Raw genomic sequence first — 21949 nt, forward strand, 5'->3', positions numbered from 1 at the left:
AACCCGTCAGTCCCGCGCGGTTCCGGCGCCCGAGAGCGGGAAGCGCAGCTCGATCTCGTACGCACCGTCGGCCGTCGGTCCCGCGCGGAAGGTGCCGCCGAGCATGTGCGCGCGCTCGGAAAGGCCCAGATGACCGAGCCGAGCGGTCTCGACCGGTGCGGCCACGGGCGCTTCCGGCATCGCATTGCGCACGCGCAGCTGCGCCGTGGTTCCGTCGACGACGCCGGCCGTCACCTCGACGCGGGCGCCGGGAGCATGTTTGCGCGCGTTCGTCAGACCCTCCTGGATCGTCCGATAGATCGCGCGCTGCGCCACCCGCGGCAGGCCCGACGGTAGGGCGATGTCCGCGGTGACGTCGAGATCGGTCGCGTCGAGCAACGCGTCGAGGTGGTCGAGGGTGGGCTGCGGGGTCAGCGGTGCCGCCTCGGGCCCGTCCGCGCGCAACACCATCAGCATCTGCCGCAGTTCCGTGAGAGTGGTCGCCGCCAGGATGCGAATGGTGTCGGCCGTCTCCACGACCTCGGGATCGGCGGCACGCACCATCAGCGCCCCGGCCTGCACAGTGATGAGACTCACCTGATGCGATACGACGTCGTGCATCTCACGGGCCAGGTGAGCGCGCTCCTCGGCGACCGCCTCGCGGGCGGCGAGCCGGTTCTCCTCTTCGCGCACGCGCCGAAGCTCGGACAGGCTCGCGGCCAGCCTGCTCTGGCTGCGGCGCAGACGGCCGATCGCCACAGCGCCGCCCGAGGTCATCGTCGCGTACACCACAGCGAGAAGTAGATCGTTCAGCGATTCGAAGAACTGCCACGATGCGACGAGGCCGAGGAACGTCGCCACCGACGCCACCACCACGACCGTCGTCGACGTCATCAGCGCAGCGACGGTGTACAGGGCGATCACCGAGGCGATCGGTCCGCCCGTCACGAAGAGGGAGGGGAGTGCCAGGGCGACGCTCACCAGCGGAAAACGTCGCCGGAAGAGGAGCCCCGCTGCGGCGACGAGCGTGAGGACGAGCTCGGGCGCGCCCGCGGTGTAGAGATTCAGGATGCCGTCCACCGCCGCCGCCGCGACCAGGGCGAGGTCGATGAGGAGGGCACGACGGTTCATCGGGCACCACCCGCGTCGCGCAGGAGGCCCGCCCGCTCGGCGACGAGGGCGGCCGAGACACGACCATCGACACCGAGCTTGCCGAGGATCGAGCTGATGTGCGCCTTCACCGTGGCGGGGCTCAGGAACATCGCGGAACCGATCTGGATGTTGGACAGCCCCCGCCCGAGGTGCACGAGGATCTCCTTCTCGCGCTCGGTGAGCTCGGCCACGAGCCGCTCATCGGCTCCGGGCTCCGGCCGCAGATACCCCGCGACCACCGCCCGACTCACCGTCGGCGAGAAGACAACGCCGCCCCCGTGCAGGGTGCGGACGAGTTGCGGGAGCTGACGGGGGTCGGTGTCCTTGACGAGGAAGCCCGCCGCTCCCGCTTCGAGGGCCGCGGCGATGTGATCGTCGGAGTCGAAGGTCGTCAGGATCGCGACCGTCATGGCCCACCCGCGCGCGCGGATCTCGCGGAGCACCTCCAGGCCGTCGCGTCCCGGCATCCGGATATCGAGCAGCACCACATCGGGACGTGCGTCCTCGAGCACGTCCATCGCCTCCACGCCGTCAGCGGTCGCGACCACCTCGATGTCGGGAGCGGCATCGAGGATGTAGGAGAAGCCCGAACGGACGAGTGCCTCGTCATCGACGACGACGACACGGATGGGGGCGGAGGCAGTGGAGGCCATGCGCCCAGGTTAGGGAGTCGGCGGCACCCGGGGAGCGTGACGCGACCTCGTCTACCCGAACGGACCGGAGCGTAGCCGGTCGGCCGGTGCCGAACTCCCGGCGACGAGCGACAGTGGAAAAGTCCCGCCCCCGGTTCAGAGGAGATCGCATGCACGTTGTCGCTCCCGAGCGCGTTCCCACGGCCCGACAGGCCCGGCGCAGACTCATCGTCGGCGGGATCGCCCTTGCGCTCGCGGTGACGCTCTCCATCGTCGCTCTGCCCCTCGGCATCCGGGGCCACGGTGTGGCGCGCCTCGACGAGGCGACGGCAGCCTCGGAGAGCTCCGCCGGGCCGACCGACGAGAGGCCCGGCGCCGTCGAACTCCGAACGGCCCCCGTCGCCTCCCTGACGCGCGATGCCTCGGCAACGGTCGAACTCGTCGACGGGGCGGCCTCGCGCGCGCGGCTGAGCCTGCTCCGTGACGGCGAGTGGGTGGACGGGGGCGACAGACTCGCGCTGAGTCGCGACGAAACCGCCGCCGGGGTCACCCTTCGCGTCCGAGCTCTGACTCCACGGGACGATCGCGAGTGGGATGGCATCGCGACCGTGCGCCTGACCGTTTCGCAGGGCTTCCTCCCCGATGTCGACGAGGTCGACATCGATCTCTTCGCGAGCTGAGCGCTCCGCCCTCGCCCGCCCACCGACACCGCAGGAGCACACGTTGTCCGTCCCCCTTCTCGTCATCGGCGCCGCCCTGCTCATCTGGGCACTGTGGAGCCGGCTGTTCCGCAAGGCCACGGTCAACGGCCCCATCGTCATGACGGCGCTCGGCCTTCTCGCCGGGGCGCTGCTACCGGGCCAGGGTGAGCTGTTCCTGGACTCGAAGGCGACCCTCTTCTTCGCGGAGATCGTGCTCGCCTACCTGCTCTTCGTGGACGCCCTCGAGGTGCGCGGGTCGCTGCGCTCCCACTTCACCGGCGTGCCCGCGCGCCTTCTCGGCATCGGCCTGCCGCTGTCGCTCATCCTGGTGCTCGCCGTCGGACTCGTGCTGCCGCTGGGGCTGTCGATCGCGGTCATCCTGGCCATCGCCTGCATCTCGGTCCCGGCCGACTTCTCACCAGAGACGTCGCTCGTACGCGATAGCCGTGTCCCGGCGCGCGTGCGCCGGTGGTTGAGCATCGAGAGCGGCTACAACGACGGTCTGGTCTCGCCCTTCCTCCTCGGCGCCGTCGCCTTCGCGGCGGCGGGGACGACCTCCGACGCCGGCCGCGCCTTCGCCGTTGCCGCACCGGCCGGTCTCATCGCCATCCTGGTGGGCGCCGTCGCCGGAGCCGTGATCGGTGGAGCGATCCGCTTCGCGGACCGTCGCGGCTGGACGGAGCCGCAGAGCATGCGCATCGCCTTCATCGCCGCGCCGCTGATCGTGTTCGGGTTGGCGCTCGCCCTCCAAGGCAACGGCTTCGTCGCCGTCTTCGTCGCGGGCGTGGCCGTGCGCCTCACCCGCGGCACGGATCCTCTCGCCGCCGCAGAGATCACCCTGCTCGAAGACCTGTCCTGGCTGCTGAACCTGCTGCTGTGGCTCGCCTTCGGCTTCGCCGCGATCGTCCTGCTGAGCGAGACGTACGAATGGTGGCCGGCCATCGTCCTCGCGCTCGTCGCCCTGACGCTCGGCCGGTTCCTCCCCGTCCTCCTCTCGCTGATCGGCAGTGACGCGACGCCGAAGGAGAGACTGTTCGTCGCCGCGATGGGGCCACGCGGCGCGGCATCCATCGTCTTCGGCCTGATCGCCGCCAATGCCCTCCCCGGCGAGGAGGGATTCCTCGTGCTCGCCGCCACGTGCATGGTCGTTCTGGGCAGCGTGGTGCTCCACGGCATCGCCGGGCCGCTGATGGTCCGGTGGCTGTGGCCGGCGCAGGTGGGCGCTCGTTGACCCGGTCGGCAGCGGCGGCACCACCCGATCGGATGCGACCCACGGCCGGATGGCCGATGGCCCCGGAAGCCGCGGCGGGAAGCATGGAGAGGGATGCCGGACCCACGGCATCCACGTCAGACGGAGGACCGATGTCTCAGGTCTCGACCCCGACGGTATCGACGCCCGCGGCGCGGCAGGACCCTCGCACGCCGCGCTCGCGCGCCGCCGTCACCCTCTTGCGCCGGCGCCTCGGCACCGTGTCGATTGCGACGGCCATGGTGGTGGCCAGCGTCGTGACGATGGCCACGGGCGGCGGCAAGCTGGATGCCGGGCCGTTCGACGTCCGCGAGATGCTCTTGGCCCTTCTGCGCGTGGATCAGCCGCTCACCCTGGCTGCGGTGCTCGCGGTCACCCTCGTCGTGTGCGGATTGGCCGAGGGCGTGCTCGGAACCCGTCGCCTTCTGGCGGCGTTCTTCGGCGGCGGCCTGGTCGTTGCCACGATCGGACAGGCGCTCGGCGTCTTCGAGGAGCACGTCATCCCGGCGATCCCCCTCAACGCTCCGCCGGTGGCGGGGGCACCGCCTCTCGCGGCGCTCGTGACGGTCGCCATGGCCGCCAGCTGCTTCGCGTCACCGCTGTGGCGCCGACGCATCCGCCTCGGCAGCATCGTCTTCGCCGTCACGCTCTTCCTCTACGCCGCATCCGCCAGCGACATGTACGCGCTCATCGCCCTCCCGGTGGGCGCGGGCGCGGGATTGCTGATGGGTGGGTCGAGCGCCCCCGGGGTGCTGCGCAGCTCGCTCCGCGAGAAGCGCATCCTCCTGGCCGCCCTGACCGTCATCATCGCCGTGGGCCCGGTGATCGCGACCCTCTGGGGGTCGGGCGCGGGCCTGTTGTCGATCTACGGCTGGCTGTCGTACGACCCCCTCGCGACGGTGAACGATGTCGTCTGCGCCATCGGCTCGAGCGCCGCGCCGTGTCCGGTCCCGCTGAGCGACTACACCGAGCTCCAGCCGTGGGCGGGGTGGATCGCGGCGCTGCCGCAGGTCGTCCTGCTGGTCGCGGCCTGGGGGATCCTGCGCGGGCGGCGCGGCGCACTGCACCTCGCCGTGGCGATCAACCTGATGACGTTCGTCGCGATGGTCGCCCTCGTCGCGCTGAGCGAGATCGACACGCTCGAGCAGCTCGCCGGCGCACGCGAAGCATTCGCCGTCACCGACGTGTGGCAGACCGTGCTCGGCATGGTCGTGGGGGCGCTTCTGCCCCTCGCCGCCGCCGTCCTCCTCCTCCGCTTCCGCTCGGCCGCCCAGATCCCCTCCGGCGCCATCGTCCGCCGCCGCTTCGCCTCGACGATCCTTCTGTCCGCGATCCTCTCCCTCACGATCGCCGTGGTCGGCACCCTCGCCTTCGCGGGCGGGTTCCGCCCGTGGCCGAGCGTGCCGGCCCTGATGGCGACGCTCCCGCTCCGGCTGCTCCCCCCGTCGCTCCTCCCCGCGGAGGCGCTGGCGTTCGTGCCGGCCAGCGGGGCGGCGCAGGTCGTGTGGTACCTGCCGCCGCTGCTCTTCTGGGTCGCGGTCGCCGTGGCATCCGTGCGGTTCATCGCGAACTCTCGGGCCGAGGCCGGGTCGCCTGATCGCGAGCGCGCGCAGACGCTGCTCGCGGCGGGATCCGGGGACACCCTCGGACACATGACGCTCTGGGAGGGCAACTCGTACTGGTTCTCCCCCGACGTCGAGGCCGCGGTCGCCTACCGCGTCCGCGGAGGGTTCGCGGTGACCCTCGGCGGCCCCTTCGGCCCCGACCGCACCTCCCCTACGGTCGGGCGCGCCTTCGCCGATTTCTGCGAGGAACACGGCTGGACGCCGGTCTTCTACAGCGTCGATGAAGCCGACCGCGCGCGTCTGGACTCGCTGGGGTGGCAGCGGCTTCAGGTCGCCGAGGAGGCGCTGATCGACCCGGTCACGTGGATGCCGACCGGAAAGAAGCGCCAGGACGTGCGGACCGCCACCCACCGCGCCGACCGCGAGGGAGTCACCTCGCAGTGGACCCGCTGGAGTGCCCTGACGTTCCTCGAGCGGGGCCAGATCCGCGACATCTCCGAGGCCTGGGTGGCCGACAAGAGCATCCCCGAGATGGGATTCACGCTCGGCTCGACCGAGCAGATCGACGACCCCGCGGTGCGGCTGCTGCTGGCCCGCGACGCGCATGAGCGCATCGTCGCCTTCACGAGTTGGATCCCCGTCCACCGTGACGGCCAGGTGGTGGGCTATGCCCTCGATGTCATGCGTCGCCGGGACGGGGCGATGAACGGCGTGATGGAGTTCCTCATCGGCCGGGCCGTCGAGCAGCTCCGCGCCGACGGCATGACGTTCCTGAGCCTGTCGGGCTCGCCGCTGGCCCGTCATACGTCGGGCGACGAGCACGACCGCAGCTCCCTGGACCGCGGGCTGGATGCCCTCGGCGCGCTGCTCGAGCCCGCGTACGGCTTTCGGTCGCTGGCGAACTTCAAGAAGAAGTTCCAGCCCGTCTTCTCTCCGCTCTGGATGGTCTACCCGGACCCCGCGCAGCTCCCCTCGATCGCGATCGCACTGGTCCGCTGCTACATCCCCGGGCTGACGCTGAGGAAGGCCGCCCAGCTGACCGGAGCGCTCCGCCGCTCCCGCGAGTCGGCGGCTCCCTGAGCCGTGACTCGTCCCGCCCACCGTCCGCTTTACCGCGCCCCACGACCGAACGGAACACGACGATGACGAGCCCCTCTCCCGCCGCGCTCACCCGGTCGACGCCCGAGGGGCCGCCGGCTCCGAAGCGGTTTCGCATCCGGGGTATCGACTTGGCCCGCGGGGTGGCGATGCTCGGCATGCTGGCCGCGCACGTGGGCCCCTCGGCCGACGACGGCACCGTCGTCGGCTCGGTCATGGCCCTGGCGCAGGGGCGGTCGTCGATCCTGTTCGCCACGCTCGCCGGGGTGTCCCTCGCCCTGATGTCCGGGGGCCGCGACATCGGCGCGAGCTCGCGCGTGGCGGCGCAGAAGATCGCCGTCCGCGCCGTCCTGATCCTCGCTCTCGGCACGGCCCTCGTGGCCCTGGGCACCCCGGTCAAGGTGATCCTGGCCTACTACGGGGTGTTCTTCCTGCTCTCTCTGCCCTTCCTCCGCCTTGCGCCTCGGACACTGTTCATCCTTGCCGGCGCCACCGCGGTGGCGGGCCCCATCGCGTCGATGCTCTTGCGGTCCTCGGCCGTCGTCACGGGGGCGCTGGCACAGATCGATCGCGTCGATCCGATCGCCCTCCTCTCGGGAGAAGGGGTGACACGACTTCTGCTGACGGGGGCGTACCCGGCCATCACCTGGATGCCGTTCCTCTTCGTCGGTCTGGGGCTCGGCCGCATCGGCGTCGAACGGCTGCGCAAGGTGCGCCTTCTCGTGTGGGGCGTCGGGCTGATGATCGTCGGGTACGGCGGCGCGTTCGCCGCGCGCCTCCTGGTTCCGGGCGCGGCCCCCACTTGGGAGGCATCGAAGAAGGACTTCGGCAGCATGCTCGACAAGGCCGAGGGCGCCGGGATGAAGCCGTTCGGCGAGGGGAAGCCGACCGGCGAGGTCGAGTGGGCGAGTCTGCTGAGCGCCGACCAGCACACGGGCGCACCGTTGGAGATCATCGGGGGCGTCGGTGCCGCGCTCGTCGTCATCGCCGCCTCGATCTGGCTGTCCTCGCGTCTGCCGCGACTGACGTGGCCCATCGCGGCGGTGGGAACCATGTCGTTGACCGTGTACACCGGGCACGTCCTCGCCATCAACGCGCTCGGGCTCAGCGCGATGCCCGGCGAACCGCTCTGGGTGCTCCTCGCCTTCGCCGCGGTCGCCGCGATCTTCGCCGTGCTGTGGCTGCGCTGGTTCCGCCGCGGTCCGATCGAGTCCGGCATGCACGCGGCCGTCGCCTGGATCAGCGAGCGACCTGGTCGCCGGTGAGCCCCCGGGTCGCCGACGACTCGACGCGGCACGGAAGCGATGCCCGCGCGGTGGGGCACCGGCGCGCAGCCGGCCGCGTCAGACGTGGAAGACCGAGTGCACGTCGCCGCCGAGCACCTCGCGGCCGCCCAGCGCGTCGATCTCGAGCAGCACCGCGGTGCCGGTGACCTCGCCGCCGAGGCGGGCGACGAGCGCGCGGCCGGCCTCGAGCGTCCCGCCGGTGGCGAGCACGTCGTCGAGCAGCAGCACGCGGGTGCCGTCGGCGATGTCGTCGTGCATCTCGATCTCGGCCGTGCCGTACTCGAGCGCGTACGAGACGGATGCCGCGGGCCGCGGGAGCTTGCCGGCCTTGCGGATGGGCACCAGGCCCACGCCCGCCGCGACGGCTGCGGCGCCGGCGAGCAGGAATCCGCGGGCCTCGATGCCGGCGACGACGTCGAAGCGGCCCGCGAAGGGCTCGAGCAGCGCGTCGATCGTGGCGCGCAGGGCCGCGGCATCCGCCAGCAGCGGCGTGATGTCGCGGAACGTCACTCCGACCTCGGGGTAGTCGGGGATGCTGCCGATCAGCGATTCGGCACGGGCGATGGCGGAGGCGTCGGGCACCGCCCCAGCCTAGACGCGGACCTTGTCCCACTTCTGGCGGAGCATGTCCCGATGGTGGCCGGATGCGGGGCGCCGAAGTGGCCATCACTGGGACATGGTTCTGTTGACCGCGGGAACGCCGCCCGGAGTTCGCCACACTGCAAGCGCTTGCACTAGCGTGGTCGCATGACTTTCACGCAGGAGGACCCGCGCCCCGAACTCGCGTCCGCCCCCGGCTCCGAGTGGTGGCGCACCGCCGTCATCTACCAGATCTACCCCCGCTCCTTCGCGGACGCCTCGGGCGACGGCCTGGGCGACCTGCCCGGCGTCACCGCGCACCTCGACGATCTGCAGCAGCTGGGGGTGGATGCCATCTGGCTCAGCCCCTTCCAGCGGTCGCCGCAGAAGGACGCGGGGTACGACGTCGCCGACTACCGCGACGTCGACCCGATCTTCGGCACCCTGGCCGACTTCGACGCGATGCTCGCGGGCGCGCACGAACGCGGCATCCGGGTCATCGTCGACCTCGTGCCGAACCACTCCAGCGATCAGCACGTCTGGTTCCAGGAGGCCCTCGCCGCGGCCCCGGGCAGCCCCGAGCGGGCGCGGTACATCTTCCGCGACGGCACGGGCGAGAAGGGCGAACTGCCCCCGAACAACTGGGAGAGCGTCTTCGGCGGCGGCATGTGGAAGCGCGTCGCCGAGGCCGACGGCGCCCCCGGCCAGTGGTACCTGCACATCTTCGACGAGTCGCAGCCCGACTTCGACTGGACCAACCCCGAGGTGCGCGCGGAGTTCCGCGACGTCCTGCGCTTCTGGCTCGACCGCGGGGTCGACGGCTTCCGCGTCGACGTCGCGCACGGCCTCATCAAGGCCGAGGGCCTCCCCGATTACACCCCGGACCCCGACGCCGGCTCCATGGGCGGCGACGCCGAAGAGGTGCCCTACTGGGGCCAACCCGGCGTGCACGAGGTGTGGCGCGAGTGGCACGACGTGCTCTCCGAGTACGACGGCGACCGCGCGCTGTGCGCCGAGGCGTGGCTCCCCACCGTCGCGCAGACGGCACTGTGGGTCCGCCCCGACGAGATGCACCAGGCGTTCAACTTCCACTACCTCGAAACCACGTGGGATGCCGAAGCCCTCCGCACCGTGATCGACGAGTCGCTCGACGAGTACGGTGCCGTCGGCGCACCGAGCACGTGGGTGCTGTCGAACCACGACGTCGTGCGTCATGCCTCGCGTCTCGCGCTGACGGCCGAGAACCCGCAGGGCGCGGGTATCGGACCGAAGTCCCCGGGCCAGCCCGACCCCGTGAAGGGTCTGCGCCGCGCCCGCGCCGCGACCTCGCTGATGCTGGCGCTCCCCGGTTCGTCGTACCTGTACCAAGGCGAGGAACTGGGCCTGCCCGAGGTCATCGACCTGCCCGACGACGCGCGTCAGGACCCGACGTGGTTCCGCACGAACGGCGAGCGCTACGGCCGCGACGGCTGCCGCGTGCCGATCCCGTGGACCGCCGACGCCCCCGCGTACGGCTTCAACGACACCGGCGCCGCCTGGCTGCCGCAGCCGGCCGAGTGGGCCGAGCTCGCCCGCGACGTGCAGGTGGACGACCCGGCCTCGACGCTGTCGCTCTACCGCTCGCTCCTGGCGGAGCGTCGCGCGCGCGGCCTCGGCGCGGGCGCGCTGGAGTGGCTCGACGGGTTCGGCAACGACGTGGTGGCGTTCCGCAACGGTCCCGTCACCGTGATCGCCAACCTCGGCGACACCGCTGTCGCGCTGCCGGAGGGCGAGATCCTGATCGCGAGCGGCCCGCTCGACGGCACGGGGCTCCCCACCGACACGACGGTCTGGATCGCCGCGGCCTGAGCCGTGGCATCCGGTTCCCGCGAGACCGTGGTCGGCATCGACGACGTCGCCCGACGGGCGGGCGTGTCGACGGCCACGGTCTCGCGGGCTCTGAGCGGGCGCGGGCAGGTGTCGTCGGGCACGCGCGCGCGGGTGCTCTCGGCCGCCGAGGAGTTGGGTTACGTCGTCTCGGCGGCCGCGTCGAGCCTCGCGAGCGGGCGGTCCCGTGCGATCGGCGTGGTCGTGCCGCTGCTGGACCGGTGGTTCTTCAGCACCGTGCTCGCCGGGATCTCCGACGGCCTCGTGCGCGAGGGCTACGACATCACGCTCTACAGCGTGAGCACCGACCCCGCCGAACGTCGCCGCGTCTTCGACGACCACCTGCGGCGCCGACGCATCGACGGCGTCATCACGATCGCCCTCGAACTGGACGCCGAGGAGTCGACGCTGCTGCGAGGACTCGGCATCCCGATCGTCGCGATCGCCGGACCGACACCGTTGCTGACGACCCTCACCGTCGACGACCTCGCCGTCGGCCGCGTCGCCACCCGGCATCTGCTCGACCTCGGGCACCGGCGCATCGCGCACATCGGGGCGGATGCCACCACCGACGCCGTCTCGTCCGTGCCGGCGCTGCGTCGTCGGGGCTTCGCCGACGAGATGGATGCCGCGGGCGCGGTGCCGCTGTTCGCCGCCGCGGATTTCACGATCGAGGGAGGATCGGGCGCGGCCCGGTGCCTGTTCGGCGGGGACGGGCGCCCGACCGCGATCTTTGCCGCCTCGGACGAGATGGCGATCGGTGCCGTGCTCGCCGCCCGCGAGGCGGGGCTGCGGGTACCGGAGGACGTCTCGATCATCGGCGTCGACGGCAACGACCTGGGCCGGTGGTTCGGCCTGACCACGATCGACCAGTTCGCCCGCGGCCAGGGCGAGCGGGCCGCCGAGGCCGTGCTCGCCGAGCTCGACGGCGCCGCGCCCGCCGCGCGCCGCGGCACCCTGCCGTTCGCACTGCTCGAGCGCGGGTCGACGGCGCCGCCCGCGGCCTGAGCGGGCGCCGCGCGCCCGGGAGCTGCAGCCTCCGGGGGTGCACAACTCCGGCGAATCAGCCCAGACACCGCGCGCAGCGCACCACACCGGCGAAACTGCCGGAGTTGTGCAGGCCCGGTCAGCGGATGCGGCCGGCCAGGTCGTCGCGCGTGAGAGTGTCGGCCTCGGCCAGCACGGCGCGAGCGGCGTCGCGGGCGTCCTCGACGTTCCACAGCAGCACGCCCACGACGCGATCGTCGTCGAGGTAGTAGACGACACCGCGGTCGGTGTCGATCCAGTCCTCCACCGTCTCGAGCGACGAGTCGAGCGTTCCGACCGCTTCGTACCGGATGCCGAACACCGCCGAGTAGTAGTACGGCGTGTGCGTGTACGGCTCCCCGGCGCCCGCGAGGTTGCGGCCTGCGGCCCGGCCCATCTCGTTGGCGTTGTCGACGTGCTCGACGCGGCGACGTCCGAGGATCCGATCGGGGTAGCTCGCGATGTCGCCGGTGGCCCAGACATCCTCCGCCGTGGAGCGCAGCTGCGCGTCGACCACGATGCCGTCCTCGACCGTGAGCCCGGCGGCCTCGGCGAGGTCGGTGGCGATCTCGATGCCCAGGCCGCTGACGACCGCGTCGGCGCGGATCTCGTCACCGTTCTCGAGTGCGAGACGGATGCCGGCGGCACCCGCTGCGCCGCCCGTGACCTTCGCGCCCGCGACGATCTCGACCCCGGCATCGCGGAACAGCCTTTCGAACCGCTCCGCGAGGGCGGGCGGGAACACCGCGTCGCCGAGGACGGCCCCGGTGTGGATCAGGACGGTGTTGACGTCGTTCTGCACGAGGGCCGCGGCGAGCTCGGAGCCGATGTATCCGCCACCGACCACGGCGATGCGGTCGACGTCGTGCGCGAGGGCGCGGAGGCGCCGGTAGTCGGCGGCCGTACGGAACGACAGCGCCCGCTCGCCGTTCGTGCCGTCCTCGATCGGGAGCGGCACCGGGTGCCCGCCGGTCGCGACGAGCAGCTTGCCGTACTCGAACGTCTCGCCGGCGGCATCCACCTCGTGAGCCTCGGGACGGATCGCGGTCGCCCGCGTCCGCAGCCGGAGGTCGGCGCCGGTGTCATCGACGGTGTTCAGCGGCACCTTGTCCCACGTGAACTCGTCGTCGGTCCACAGTTTCTTGCTCAGCGCGGGCCGCGTGTACGGCTCCTCGATGTCGTCGCTCAGGATGCCGATCGACCCGGCCGCATCGATCTCGCGGATGCCGCGGGCAGCCGTGTCGGCGACCATTCCGCCGCCGACGATGAGGTAGTCGAAGTGTGTCGTGGCCATGCATCCAGCCTCGCCGCCGCCGTCGTCCGCCCGGGACGGCTGGACAGGGGACGTGGCATCCGGTACCGGAGACCCGGCGCGACGGTTTCGGTGTCCCAGACATGCGGATGCCACGATCGAACGTCCGCGTGTCTTGGACACTGAACCGCGGGGGGGGTGCCGCGGCACGGAAGCGCACGGGACACCGCGACGACGCGGCGCATAGGCTCGGGGCATGAGCGTCGACCTCGAGAGCCTGTACACCGACCTGCACGCGCACCCCGAGCTGTCGTTCCAGGAGACGCGGACCGCGGGCGTCATCGCGCGGCACCTCGCCGACCTGGGACTCGAGGTCGAGGAGGGCGTCGGCACGACCGGGGTCGTCACGAAGATCGACAACGGCCCCGGTCCCGTGGTGTGGCTGCGGGCCGACATGGACGGCCTCCCCGTCGAAGAGAAGACGGGGCTGCCCTACGCCAGCACCGCGCGCGGCACCGACCCTGCCGGCACCACCGTCCCCGTCATGCACGCGTGCGGCCACGACATGCACGTCACGGCCTTGATCGGCGCGCTCGAGCGACTCGTCGCCACCACCGCGGAGTGGTCGGGCACGGTCGTCGCGGTGTTCCAGCCCGCCGAGGAGTACGGCGCAGGATCCCAGGCGATGATCGCCGACGGCGTGCTCGACCGATACCCGCGCCCCGACATCGTGCTGGGGCAGCACGTGACCCCGCTCCCGGCCGGCACGATCGGCGTGCGCCCCGGCACGCAGATGGCAGCCTCCGACGGACTCACCGTCGTGCTCCATGGCCGTGGCGGGCACGGCTCGCGCCCGCACTCCACGATCGACCCGGTCGTCATGGCCGCCGCCACCGTCATGCGCCTGCAGACCGTCGTCTCGCGCGAGGTCGACCCGCGCGACGTCGCCGTCGTGACCGTCGGCTCGATCCACGCGGGGCTGAAGAACAACATCATCCCCGCCGAGGCGAAGCTCGAGCTCAGCCTCCGCTACCCCGACGACGTCGCGCGTGAGCGCGTGATGAGCAAGGTCGAGCGGATCGTCCGCGCCGAAGCCGAGGCCTCCGGAGCCGAGCAGACGCCGACGATCACGACCGACCACTCCCTGCCGCCGACGATCAACGACCCGGATGCCACGGCCCGTCTGACCGCGACCTTCCGTCGGACGTTCGGCGAGGCGAGCGTCGTCGACCCCGGCATGTTCACCGGCAGCGAGGACGTGTCGTGGTTCGCCCGCGAGTCCGGCGCGCCGCTCGTGTTCTGGTTCTGGGGCGGAGTGGATCCGCAGGTCTTCGCCGACGCCCTGGCCGGCGGCACGATCGAGCGCGACATCCCCACCAACCACTCGCCGTTCTTCGCCCCCCTGATGCAGCCCACGATCGATCGCGGAGTCGAGAACCTCGTCGTCGCGGCGCGGGAGTTCCTGGACTGATCGGGGCCTCCGTGTGAGGGTGGAGGGGACCCCCGGGGAGGCCACCATGACCGTCACGCAGCAAGAGTCGCCGAGCGACGTGCTGCTTCCGGGCGCCGCGATCATCGTCAGCATCCGCACCCTCCTCATCTGGGCCATCGTGGCGGCGGCGATGCTCGCGACGTTCCTCCACGGCTCGATGAGCAGCTGCTCGGGTGGAGCGACCGGCAGCGGTGGGTTCCTCGACGCCGACGGGCAGCCGACCGACATCGCACCGATGTGCGGCTCGGTCACGATGAGCGCGAGCCCGCTCGTCTACGTCGCGATCGCCCTGATCGTGGTGCTGTCGTTGACGCGGATGCTGAGACGCGCCGACACGATCGACGACGCGCTGCGGGTCGTGAACAACGCCCGCATGGCGATCGTGGTGCTGACGCTCGTGACGTTCGCCGTCGGGTTCTGGGCGATCTCCACCGTCCGCGTCGACGACTGGAGCAGCTACTCGCTGCTGCACCCGTTCCCCTTCGCGACCTACGACATCTCGACGCGCCCGATGGGCGCGACCGGCTGATCCGCCCGGTTCAACCCCCCACCGGAGCCGCTCGCCGCGCGCTACCGTCTCGGACGTGACGTTCAACGACAACGCCCGCGTGGGCGGCAATTCGGCTCGACGCCGTGGCGGCACGGTGGCCGCGGTCGGCGGGGGCGCGGTGGGTCTCGGTGCGGTCGTCGTGCTGCTGATCTCGCTCTTCACCGGCACCGACCTGACCGGACTCTTGGGCGACGGCGGTGGAAACCCGGCCGCTCCCGCCGGCGGCGGCGAGCGCATCGCGAGCTGCGAGACGGGTCAGGATGCCAACCGCAACGACGATTGCCGCCTCGCGGCCGCATCGCTCAACATCGACCAGTTCTGGCAGAAGACCCTCGAGGGGTACCGCGAGCCGCAGCTCATCATCGTCGACGGGTCGACCTCGACCCGGTGCGGGACGGCGTCGAACGCGACCGGGCCGTTCTACTGCCCGCCGGAGGAGACGGTCTACGTCGACCCGACGTTCTTCGCCCTCCTGCGCGAACAGTTCGACACCACCGCGGGTCCGCTCGCGCAGCTGTACGTCCTCGCACACGAGTACGGCCATCACGTGCAGAAGCTCATCGGCGTCATGGAGCAGCACCCGAACAACGGCACGGGACCGGCGAGCAACGGTGTCCGCACCGAGCTGCAGGCCGACTGCTTCGCGGGCGCGTGGGTGGCGGACGCCGGCGACCAGGTCGACGAGAACGGCACGCCCTACCTCGAACCTCCCACGACGCAGGAGATCACGGACGCCCTGGCTGCCGCGGCATCCGTCGGCGACGACCACATCCAGGCCGAATCGGGCGGGGTCGTCAACCCCGAGAGCTGGACCCACGGCTCGAGCGAGCAGCGTCAGCGCTGGTTCGAGGCCGGGCGCGCGGGCGGCGTGAACGCGTGCGACACGTTCGCGGTGCCGGCGGGGAGCCTGTAAGGTCCGCCGGCGCTCTCGCCCCCTGAGCCTCGTCCCACTTCTGGCGGTGCATGTCCCACATAAGAAGACCGAAACGGCACTATGTGGGACGAGGTTCGCCCGTCACGGCAGCGGGCCAGCGCTGAGCAGAGGTGTGAGTGCGACGTCAGCCGGCAGCCCCGCGCAACGCCTCCCACGCGTCGTGCGCGGCATCGGCGAACGCCTCCACGTCGGGAACGGCGACAGGGTCGACGCAGAAGCCCACGCCGAGCCACCGGTCGTTCGAGATCGCCGCTACCCGCAGCGCGTGGTGAGGCGCGGGCTCCGACGACGTGTAGACGTGTGTCACGCGTCGCCCCGCGACACCGACCGCGACCCGCGGCCCCGGCACGTTCGACACCGACAGCGCGAAGGCCCGGGGGCCGTCGGCGAAGCCGCGCAGAGCGGACCCGACCGAGCCCGCGGCCGCGAGCGCGTGGAACAGGTCGTCGAGCGAGCGCGCGTCGTGGCCGTGCTTGCGCTCCCGGGTCTGGGCGCTGAGCAGATCGAGGCGGCGCACATCGTCGACCTCGTGCAGGCAGAGGTCGACGTCGATGAACGAGTCGCGGTTGCCGACGGTCGCGGCGTCCTCCCCCGCCTCGTGCAGACTCACCGGCACCTGAGCGTTGAGGTGCGGCACGTGCCCGCGCCGCTCGAGCACACGGCGCACCGCTCCGCCGACGACGGCCAGCAGCACGTCGTTCACGGTCGCGTGATCCGGCCGCGACGCCCCCACCTCGCGGGCCTCGCGCAGCGGCACGTCCGCGAATGCCAGCGCCCGCAGGGCCGTGAGCGGGCGGTCGAACGGCGACGGAGAACCCGGGTGACCCAGCTCGCGGGCGAGGGTGAGCGGCATCCGTTCCCACTCCCGCCAGCGGGTCGGACGGGCCTCGGGATCGCGGATGCCGACGTCGTGCGCCGGGGCGTCGTGCGGCTCGAACACCACCGTGTCCAGGAAGCGGACCGCCGTGATGCCGTCGGCCATCGCGTGGTGCACGCGGATCGCCAGGGCCTCGCGGCCGTCGGCCAGAGGGCCGATGAGGTCGATCGTCCACAGCGGTCGGGCGCGGTCGAGCGGTTCCGACATCAGCCGGCCGACGACGGAACGCAGTTCGACGGGATCCGCGGCCGGGAACTTCCGCACGTGGGCGCGCGGGTCGAGGTCGTCCACGTCCTGCCACGATGGCCCGTCGGGGCCGTCGACGACCCGTTGCTGCGCCCGCGGGAAAGCGGCGAGACGGGCGAGCACGCCCGCGCGCACGGCATCCAGGTCGAGCGCCGTGCCGGGCTCGAGGATCAGCAGCTTCAGCGCGTGCCCGCGGACCGCGTCGGATTCGAGCGCGAGGATGCGCGCATCGTCCGGAGAAAGAGGCTCCCCCATGCCGATCAGCGTAGGCGTCCCGACGGGGCATCCACCGTCGGGCTCACGACGCCCTCGCGGTCGTCGACCAGGCGCCGGCGGCCGATCCAGCCGGTGAGACCCCGACCGTCGCGCCACACGAAGAGCAGCACCACGGTCGCGAGCGCGAGCAGGAACGCCGACAGCGACCACGGCGCGGGAAGGCTCTGAAGCACGGTGTAAGCCGCGGCCCCGGTGAGGAATCGCAGCGGCCGCGCCAGCCAGCGCGGCAGCACGCCGTCGGTGTACCGCACGCGGGTCGCGAGGTCGCCGATCGAGCGACCCGTGCCGAGGATCACGACCAGCCACACGAGCGCGGCCACGGTGTTCCCGGCGACCGAGGCGATGTCGCCGGTACGGCCGGGGTCGCCCACGACCAGCAGCAGCACCGCCTGCACCGCCACCGCCACACCCGAGCCGACGAGCCCGACCCCGACGACATCGCACAGGATGCCGAGCAGGCGACGCCCGCGCGTGACGGGGCGGGGGATCTCGGCATCCGGGGTCTTCTGCGCGCCACGGTGCTTCTTGGGCACCGCGAAGGCGAGGAGCGATCCGAGGAGGGCGCCGAAAGTGTTGACGATGAGGTCATCGACGTCGAAGACACGGTACGCGCACGGGAAGATGCCCCATACGCCGGTGAGTTGCGTCGTCTCGATGATCCCCGAGATGCCCAGGCCCACCAGGCCCGCGATCAGGATGCCGCGGCCCCCGAGCACCCGCAGGAAGAACCCCAGGGGCACGAACAGCAGCACGTTCAGCGCGACCTGCAGCACGACAGGATCGGTGAGGTAGCGGCCCGAGACCGCGACGGCCGCGCGGATCTCGTCGACGAACTCGAACGGCCGCAAGTTCCGGCCGGCGCACCGGTAGTCGTCGGAGTCGGGCACCGGGACGAGCGTGTAGGTCCAGATGGCCCAGAAGTACACCGCCGCACCCGCCCACAGCAGGGTGCGGCCGGTGGTCAGTCCGCCGCGACGGCGGTAGCTGACCGCGACGAAGGGGATGAAAGCGAGAAACGCGACGATTCCGCCGAGGGCGACCGCGAGCATGCCCGGCCCGAGGATGTTGTTCACTCCGCGATCCTAGGCATGCGCGACAGCCGATGCCGGGCGAGCGCCCGGACGGGCGGGCTCGTTAGCCTGGGACGATGACCCGCGCCGACGACCTCCGCGATCGCCTCGTCGCTCGGATCGACGCCACCGGATTCACCGCGCACGGTCTCCACGTGCGGTCGGGCGACGAGGTCGCCGAGTACCGGTGGACTCCCGACGTGCGCGAGGAGATCCACTCGGTCAGCAAGTCCGTCTGCACGCTCGCGGCGCGGTTCGCCGTCGCCGAGGGCCTGGTCGGGCTCGACGAGCCGGCCGAGGCGATCGCCCCCGACCTGGCCGCGGGCGCGCAGACCACCCTCCGCCGCCTGCTGTCGATGACGAGCGGCATCGACTTCCCGTGGTCGGCGACGATGATGACCGACTGGCCGGATGTCGCCGGGGAGTTCCTCTCCCGCCCGTCGCGGGGCCGTGTCTTCCAATATTCCAACGCGAGCACATACACGGCGATGGCTCTTCTCGCGCATCGCGTGGGCGACGTCGCCGCCTTCCTCGAGCCGCGCCTGTTCGCCCCTCTCGGGCTCGAGGGCCTCGAGTGGCGACGCTGCACGCACGGGCGCATCCTCGCCGGCGAGGGACTGTCGCTGCGGACGGAGGAGATGTCGAGGCTCGGCGCGCTCCTGCGCGACCGCGGCGTCTGGAACGGGCGTCGCGTGATCCCCGCGGAGGGGGCGGATGCCGTGCACACGGCATGGGTCGACACGGGCGGCGACACCGACGGGTACCGCCGATACGCGCAGGGCGCGTGGGACGGACCGGGGCCGGCATGGCGCCTGCACGGGGCGTACGGACAGCTGGTGGTCGTCACCGGCGACACGGTCGTGACGATCTCGGCGGACGACCACCTCGGGGCGGACGCCGTGGCCGCCTACGCGGCCGAGATCGCGGCATCCTGACCCTGCTGTGGTCACGGTCTGGCGACGACGGAGTGAACCCCGTGCGCGTCGGATTGCGCCGGGCCTCCGCGGGGCGTAATGTCGCGCGCCGTGACTGACGAAAGTCGCGAGCCCGGCGAACAGACGCCGATGGCCAAGCGCATCCTGATCGGGGAGCCGCTCACGTCGGAGAAACTCGACGAGCAGCTCCTCCCCAAGAAGATGGCACTCCCCATCTTCGCCTCCGACGCACTCTCCTCCGTGGCCTACGCGCCACAGGAGCTGTTGATGATCCTGCTGATCGGCGGAACGGCTCTGCTGACGCTCAGCCCGTGGGTCGCGGTGGCTGTCGTGGTGCTGCTGGTCGTGGTCGTGCTGAGCTACCGGCAGCTGATCAAGGCGTACCCCTCCGGGGGCGGCGACTACGAGGTCGCCAGCAAGAACCTCGGCGAGGTGCCCGGTGTCGTGGTCGCGGCGGCCCTGCTGGTCGACTACGTCCTCACGGTCGCCGTGTCGGTGGCATCCGGTGTCGACAACATCATCTCCGCGCTGCCCGGGCTGAACCCGTTCCGCGTCGAGATCGCCGTCGGATTCGTCATCCTCATCGTGATCGTCAACCTCCGCGGTGTTCGCGAGGCGTCGTCGGTCTTCGCGATCCCCACGTACCTGTTCATCGGGTCGGTCGGCCTCATGATCGTCGTCGGCCTCGGCCGCGCGCTGCTCGGCGACGTGCCCGTCGCCTCGAGCGCCGAGTACGCCGTGCAGGCCGAATCCCTCACGCAGGCTGCGCTGATCCTGCTCGTGCTGCGGGCGTTCTCGAGCGGCTGCTCGGCCCTCACCGGCGTCGAGGCCGTCTCCAACGGCGTGCCCGCCTTCCGCAAACCGAAGATCCGCAACGCCCAGACGACCCTCACGCTCATGGGCGGCATCGCCATCGTGCTGTTCGTCGGGCTCACCGCCCTGGCGCTGCTCTCCGGCGTGCACTACGCCGAGAACCCCTGCCACCTCATCGGCTTCGACTGCACGTTGCCGCAGCCGAGCCTCATGGCACAGGTGGCCGCGGCCACCTTCGGCATGGGCAGCATCCCGTTCTTCATCATCCAGGCCGCCACCGCGTGCGTGCTGCTGCTCGCGGCCAACACCGCGTTCAACGGCTTCCCGCTGCTCGGCGCCGTGCTCGCCCGCGACGGCTACGCGCCCAAGGCCCTCAACACCCGCGGCGACCGCCTGGTGTACTCCAACGGCATGGTCATCCTCGGCATCGTCGCCATCGGCGTGCTGATCGTCTACCAGGCCAACCTCACGACGCTGATCCAGCTCTACATCATCGGCGTGTTCGTGTCGTTCTCGCTCGGACAGATCGGCATGGTCCGACACTGGCGTCGAACGCTGCGCGAACTGCGACTGCTGACACCCGAAGCGGCGAAACAGGAGTCCGCGCGCTACGAGCGTCGCTCGGCGGTGCTGGGACTGTGGATCAACTCCGTCGGCGCGACCCTCACCGTCGTGGTGCTGCTCATCGTGACCGTCACGAAGTTCACGCACGGTGCGTGGCTGGTGTTCATCGCCATCCCGATCCTCGCGGTCCTGATGCTCGGAGTGAACCGTTACTACCGCGACGTCGAGCACGAGATCCGCATGGACGACACGGTGCACTTCGGGTCGTCGGGAGACGTGGCGATCATCCTCGTCAACCGGCTGCAGAAGCCGGTCATGAAGGCGATCGACTACGCCCTGGCCGCCAAGCACGACAAAACCCTCGCGGTGCACGTCGCCATCAACGACGAGGATGCCACCCGGGTCCAGCGCGACTGGGCCGAGCACGACATGCCCATCCCGCTCGTCATCATCGAGTCGCCCTACCGCACGTACACCTCGCCCGTGATCAGCTTCATCAAGAGCTACCGCGAGAAGCACGGCTCGGCGGTGGTGACGGTGTACCTGCCGCAGTTCATCGTCGGCCACTGGTGGGAGTCGATGCTCCACAACCGTCGCTCCCGGCGCCTGGCGCAGCAACTCATGCTCGTCCACGGCGTCTCGATCACCCTCGTCCCGTGGTTGCTCGATTCGTCCGAGCTCATCTACGGCCGCCGCTCGCGGCCGCTCCCCGGCCAGCAGCGCGGCGGCCAGCCCGTCGCCCAGGTGTCGGCGCACGACTCCGCGCAGAATCCGGCCCGCCGGGGACGCAAAGTCGGCGACTCCGGCGCCTGACCGCGGGGCCCGCCCGCGGGGTCCGTCCCGTCGCGGGCGTCACGGTCGGGATGCTTCGACGAAGCCCTGGTTGGATAGGGGGCGAAAAGGAGCGACCACCCCGATGGATGCCACGGCCCGGGCCCGCGCAGTTGAGCTGCTGGGCCGATTCAACGACGACATGACGCGCGTCGTCGACGCCGTCTTCGGCACCCAGTGGGCGGAGATCGAGGAGATCCTCGCGCGGGTGGTCGTGGCATCCGAGCACGTCGTGACGACGCGCCGGATCGCCGACGTGAGCGGCCTCGGGCGGCGCGCCGTCTCACGGCTGGTCCTGCGGCTGCAGACGGAGGGTCTCGTCTCCACCAGACCCTCGGATGCCGACAAACGCGCGGTCGAGGTCGTCCTCACCGATCGCGGCGAGGAACAGACCGAGCGGCTGCGCGCCGAGGTGACGACATTCCTCCGCCGAAGCGACGGGATCGCCCGCGAGATCAGCCAGGGGCTGCAGGGCGCTTCCCCGTCGCCGACGTCGGGTCCGTCGGTCGACCCCCTCGAGCTCCTCCTCCGCATCTGCGCCTCGGGAGCCGCGCTCGTGGCCTACATGCCTCCGGCCGCGACCCGCGGCGGACTCGCGGCCCGCCAGCGTGCGGCTCTGGTGATGATCGCCGGGGCGGGTGGCATCCGGCCGAACGATCTCGCCGAGCCCCTCGAGGTCTCACCGCCCGGCGTGGTGTACATCGTCGACCAGCTGTGCGCGAAGGGGTTCGTCGAACGTCGGCGCGGGGCCGTGCCCGGCGATGGGCGCGCCGTGGTGCTCGCGGCCACCGCCGCGGGCCTGCGGGCGATCGGGGCGGTGATGGACGGCATCGAGCACGAGCGCGAGCGCCTGGTCGCCCTCTTCGCCGAGGTCGCAGAGTGGGCTCCGCCCACACTCCGACCGTGAGATGACCCCCCTTGCATTGTTCAGGCATGTCCTGGAAGGCTGTTGTTCAGTGATGTCCTAAAAGGACGG

Annotated in this window: 18 protein-coding genes; 12 read left to right on the top strand and 6 right to left on the bottom strand. The window is 71.4% G+C overall.

Translation table 11 applies throughout. The features are described from left to right. Positions 1 to 6 precede the first annotated feature (6 nt). Both AC3E6M_RS00390 and AC3E6M_RS00395 read right to left on the bottom strand, forming a co-directional pair. Positions 7 to 1110, bottom strand: a complete 1104-nt coding sequence (locus AC3E6M_RS00390; protein ID WP_138173170.1) for a sensor histidine kinase — start codon at positions 1108 to 1110, stop codon at positions 7 to 9. Continuing rightward, a complete protein-coding gene (locus AC3E6M_RS00395; protein WP_138173172.1) occupies positions 1107 to 1784 on the bottom strand; it encodes a response regulator in 678 nt (225 codons plus the stop codon). Before AC3E6M_RS00395 ends, AC3E6M_RS00390 begins: the two co-directional genes overlap by 4 nt. A gap of 149 nt (positions 1785 to 1933) precedes the next feature. Here AC3E6M_RS00395 and AC3E6M_RS00400 point away from each other — a divergent pair, with 149 nt between their 5' ends. From AC3E6M_RS00400 to AC3E6M_RS00415, 4 genes are all read left to right on the top strand, one after another. Then, positions 1934 to 2443: a hypothetical protein gene (locus AC3E6M_RS00400; protein WP_138173174.1), complete on the top strand. Its 510-nt coding sequence runs from the start codon at positions 1934 to 1936 to the stop codon at positions 2441 to 2443. 43 nt (positions 2444 to 2486) lie between these two features. Next, entirely contained in the window at positions 2487 to 3695 is a 1209-nt protein-coding gene (locus tag AC3E6M_RS00405) for a cation:proton antiporter domain-containing protein (RefSeq protein ID WP_138173176.1), read from the top strand. Between the two features lie 131 nt (positions 3696 to 3826). Further along, positions 3827 to 6358, top strand: coding sequence for a bifunctional lysylphosphatidylglycerol flippase/synthetase MprF (locus AC3E6M_RS00410; RefSeq protein ID WP_138173177.1), 2532 nt, complete (start codon positions 3827 to 3829; stop codon positions 6356 to 6358). A 62-nt stretch (positions 6359 to 6420) separates the two neighbouring features. Then, a complete protein-coding gene (locus AC3E6M_RS00415; RefSeq protein WP_138173179.1) occupies positions 6421 to 7641 on the top strand; it encodes a DUF418 domain-containing protein in 1221 nt (406 codons plus the stop codon). Positions 7642 to 7719: 78 nt separating this feature from the next. Here the strand turns inward: AC3E6M_RS00415 and AC3E6M_RS00420 are convergent, their stop codons facing one another. Next, positions 7720 to 8244, bottom strand: a complete 525-nt coding sequence (locus tag AC3E6M_RS00420) for an adenine phosphoribosyltransferase (RefSeq protein WP_138173181.1) — start codon at positions 8242 to 8244, stop codon at positions 7720 to 7722. A 165-nt stretch (positions 8245 to 8409) separates the two neighbouring features. On the opposite strand from AC3E6M_RS00420, the gene AC3E6M_RS00425 reads away from it, so the two are divergent. After that, complete coding sequence (locus AC3E6M_RS00425) at positions 8410 to 10089, top strand: glycoside hydrolase family 13 protein (protein WP_138173183.1); 1680 nt, start codon at positions 8410 to 8412, stop codon at positions 10087 to 10089. A gap of 27 nt (positions 10090 to 10116) precedes the next feature. Next, complete coding sequence (locus AC3E6M_RS00430) at positions 10117 to 11115, top strand: LacI family DNA-binding transcriptional regulator (RefSeq protein ID WP_138173251.1); 999 nt, start codon at positions 10117 to 10119, stop codon at positions 11113 to 11115. A 118-nt stretch (positions 11116 to 11233) separates the two neighbouring features. Here AC3E6M_RS00430 and AC3E6M_RS00435 read toward each other — a convergent pair whose 3' ends face one another. Next, complete coding sequence (locus tag AC3E6M_RS00435; RefSeq protein ID WP_490528738.1) at positions 11234 to 12427, bottom strand: NAD(P)/FAD-dependent oxidoreductase; 1194 nt, start codon at positions 12425 to 12427, stop codon at positions 11234 to 11236. A gap of 214 nt (positions 12428 to 12641) precedes the next feature. On the opposite strand from AC3E6M_RS00435, the gene AC3E6M_RS00440 reads away from it, so the two are divergent. From AC3E6M_RS00440 to ypfJ, 3 genes are read left to right on the top strand one after another with little or no spacing between them, the layout of a single operon-like run. After that, the gene (locus AC3E6M_RS00440; RefSeq protein ID WP_138173187.1) at positions 12642 to 13856 is read left to right on the top strand and encodes an amidohydrolase; all 1215 of its coding nucleotides are present in this window, start codon (positions 12642 to 12644) and stop codon (positions 13854 to 13856) included. A gap of 46 nt (positions 13857 to 13902) precedes the next feature. Then, entirely contained in the window at positions 13903 to 14406 is a 504-nt protein-coding gene (locus AC3E6M_RS00445; RefSeq protein WP_138173189.1) for a hypothetical protein, read from the top strand. Positions 14407 to 14461: 55 nt separating this feature from the next. Beyond that, the gene (ypfJ, locus tag AC3E6M_RS00450; RefSeq protein ID WP_138173191.1) at positions 14462 to 15340 is read left to right on the top strand and encodes a KPN_02809 family neutral zinc metallopeptidase; all 879 of its coding nucleotides are present in this window, start codon (positions 14462 to 14464) and stop codon (positions 15338 to 15340) included. 145 nt (positions 15341 to 15485) lie between these two features. On the opposite strand, the gene AC3E6M_RS00455 is transcribed toward ypfJ, so the two are convergent. Both AC3E6M_RS00455 and AC3E6M_RS00460 read right to left on the bottom strand, forming a co-directional pair. Beyond that, positions 15486 to 16739 (bottom strand): wax ester/triacylglycerol synthase domain-containing protein, encoded by a 1254-nt coding sequence (locus tag AC3E6M_RS00455; RefSeq protein ID WP_212743475.1) that lies wholly within the window; start codon positions 16737 to 16739, stop codon positions 15486 to 15488. Between the two features lie 5 nt (positions 16740 to 16744). Further along, positions 16745 to 17833, bottom strand: a complete 1089-nt coding sequence (locus tag AC3E6M_RS00460) for a VanZ family protein (protein WP_252370898.1) — start codon at positions 17831 to 17833, stop codon at positions 16745 to 16747. A 74-nt stretch (positions 17834 to 17907) separates the two neighbouring features. Between AC3E6M_RS00460 and AC3E6M_RS00465 the strand changes: the two genes are divergently transcribed. The 3 genes from AC3E6M_RS00465 (at position 17908) to AC3E6M_RS00475 (ending at position 21880) form a co-directional block, all read left to right on the top strand. Next, positions 17908 to 18765 (top strand): serine hydrolase domain-containing protein, encoded by an 858-nt coding sequence (locus tag AC3E6M_RS00465; RefSeq protein ID WP_138173193.1) that lies wholly within the window; start codon positions 17908 to 17910, stop codon positions 18763 to 18765. A 78-nt stretch (positions 18766 to 18843) separates the two neighbouring features. Continuing rightward, positions 18844 to 20955 carry an APC family permease gene (locus AC3E6M_RS00470; protein ID WP_171024198.1) on the top strand — a complete coding sequence of 704 codons (2112 nt, stop codon included), beginning with the start codon at positions 18844 to 18846 and terminating at the stop codon, positions 20953 to 20955. 103 nt (positions 20956 to 21058) lie between these two features. Beyond that, positions 21059 to 21880, top strand: a complete 822-nt coding sequence (locus AC3E6M_RS00475; RefSeq protein WP_138173195.1) for a MarR family winged helix-turn-helix transcriptional regulator — start codon at positions 21059 to 21061, stop codon at positions 21878 to 21880. Positions 21881 to 21949 lie beyond the last annotated feature (69 nt).

Source organism: Microbacterium sp. SCPM-O-B-15248 (M128) (assembly GCF_058214835.1).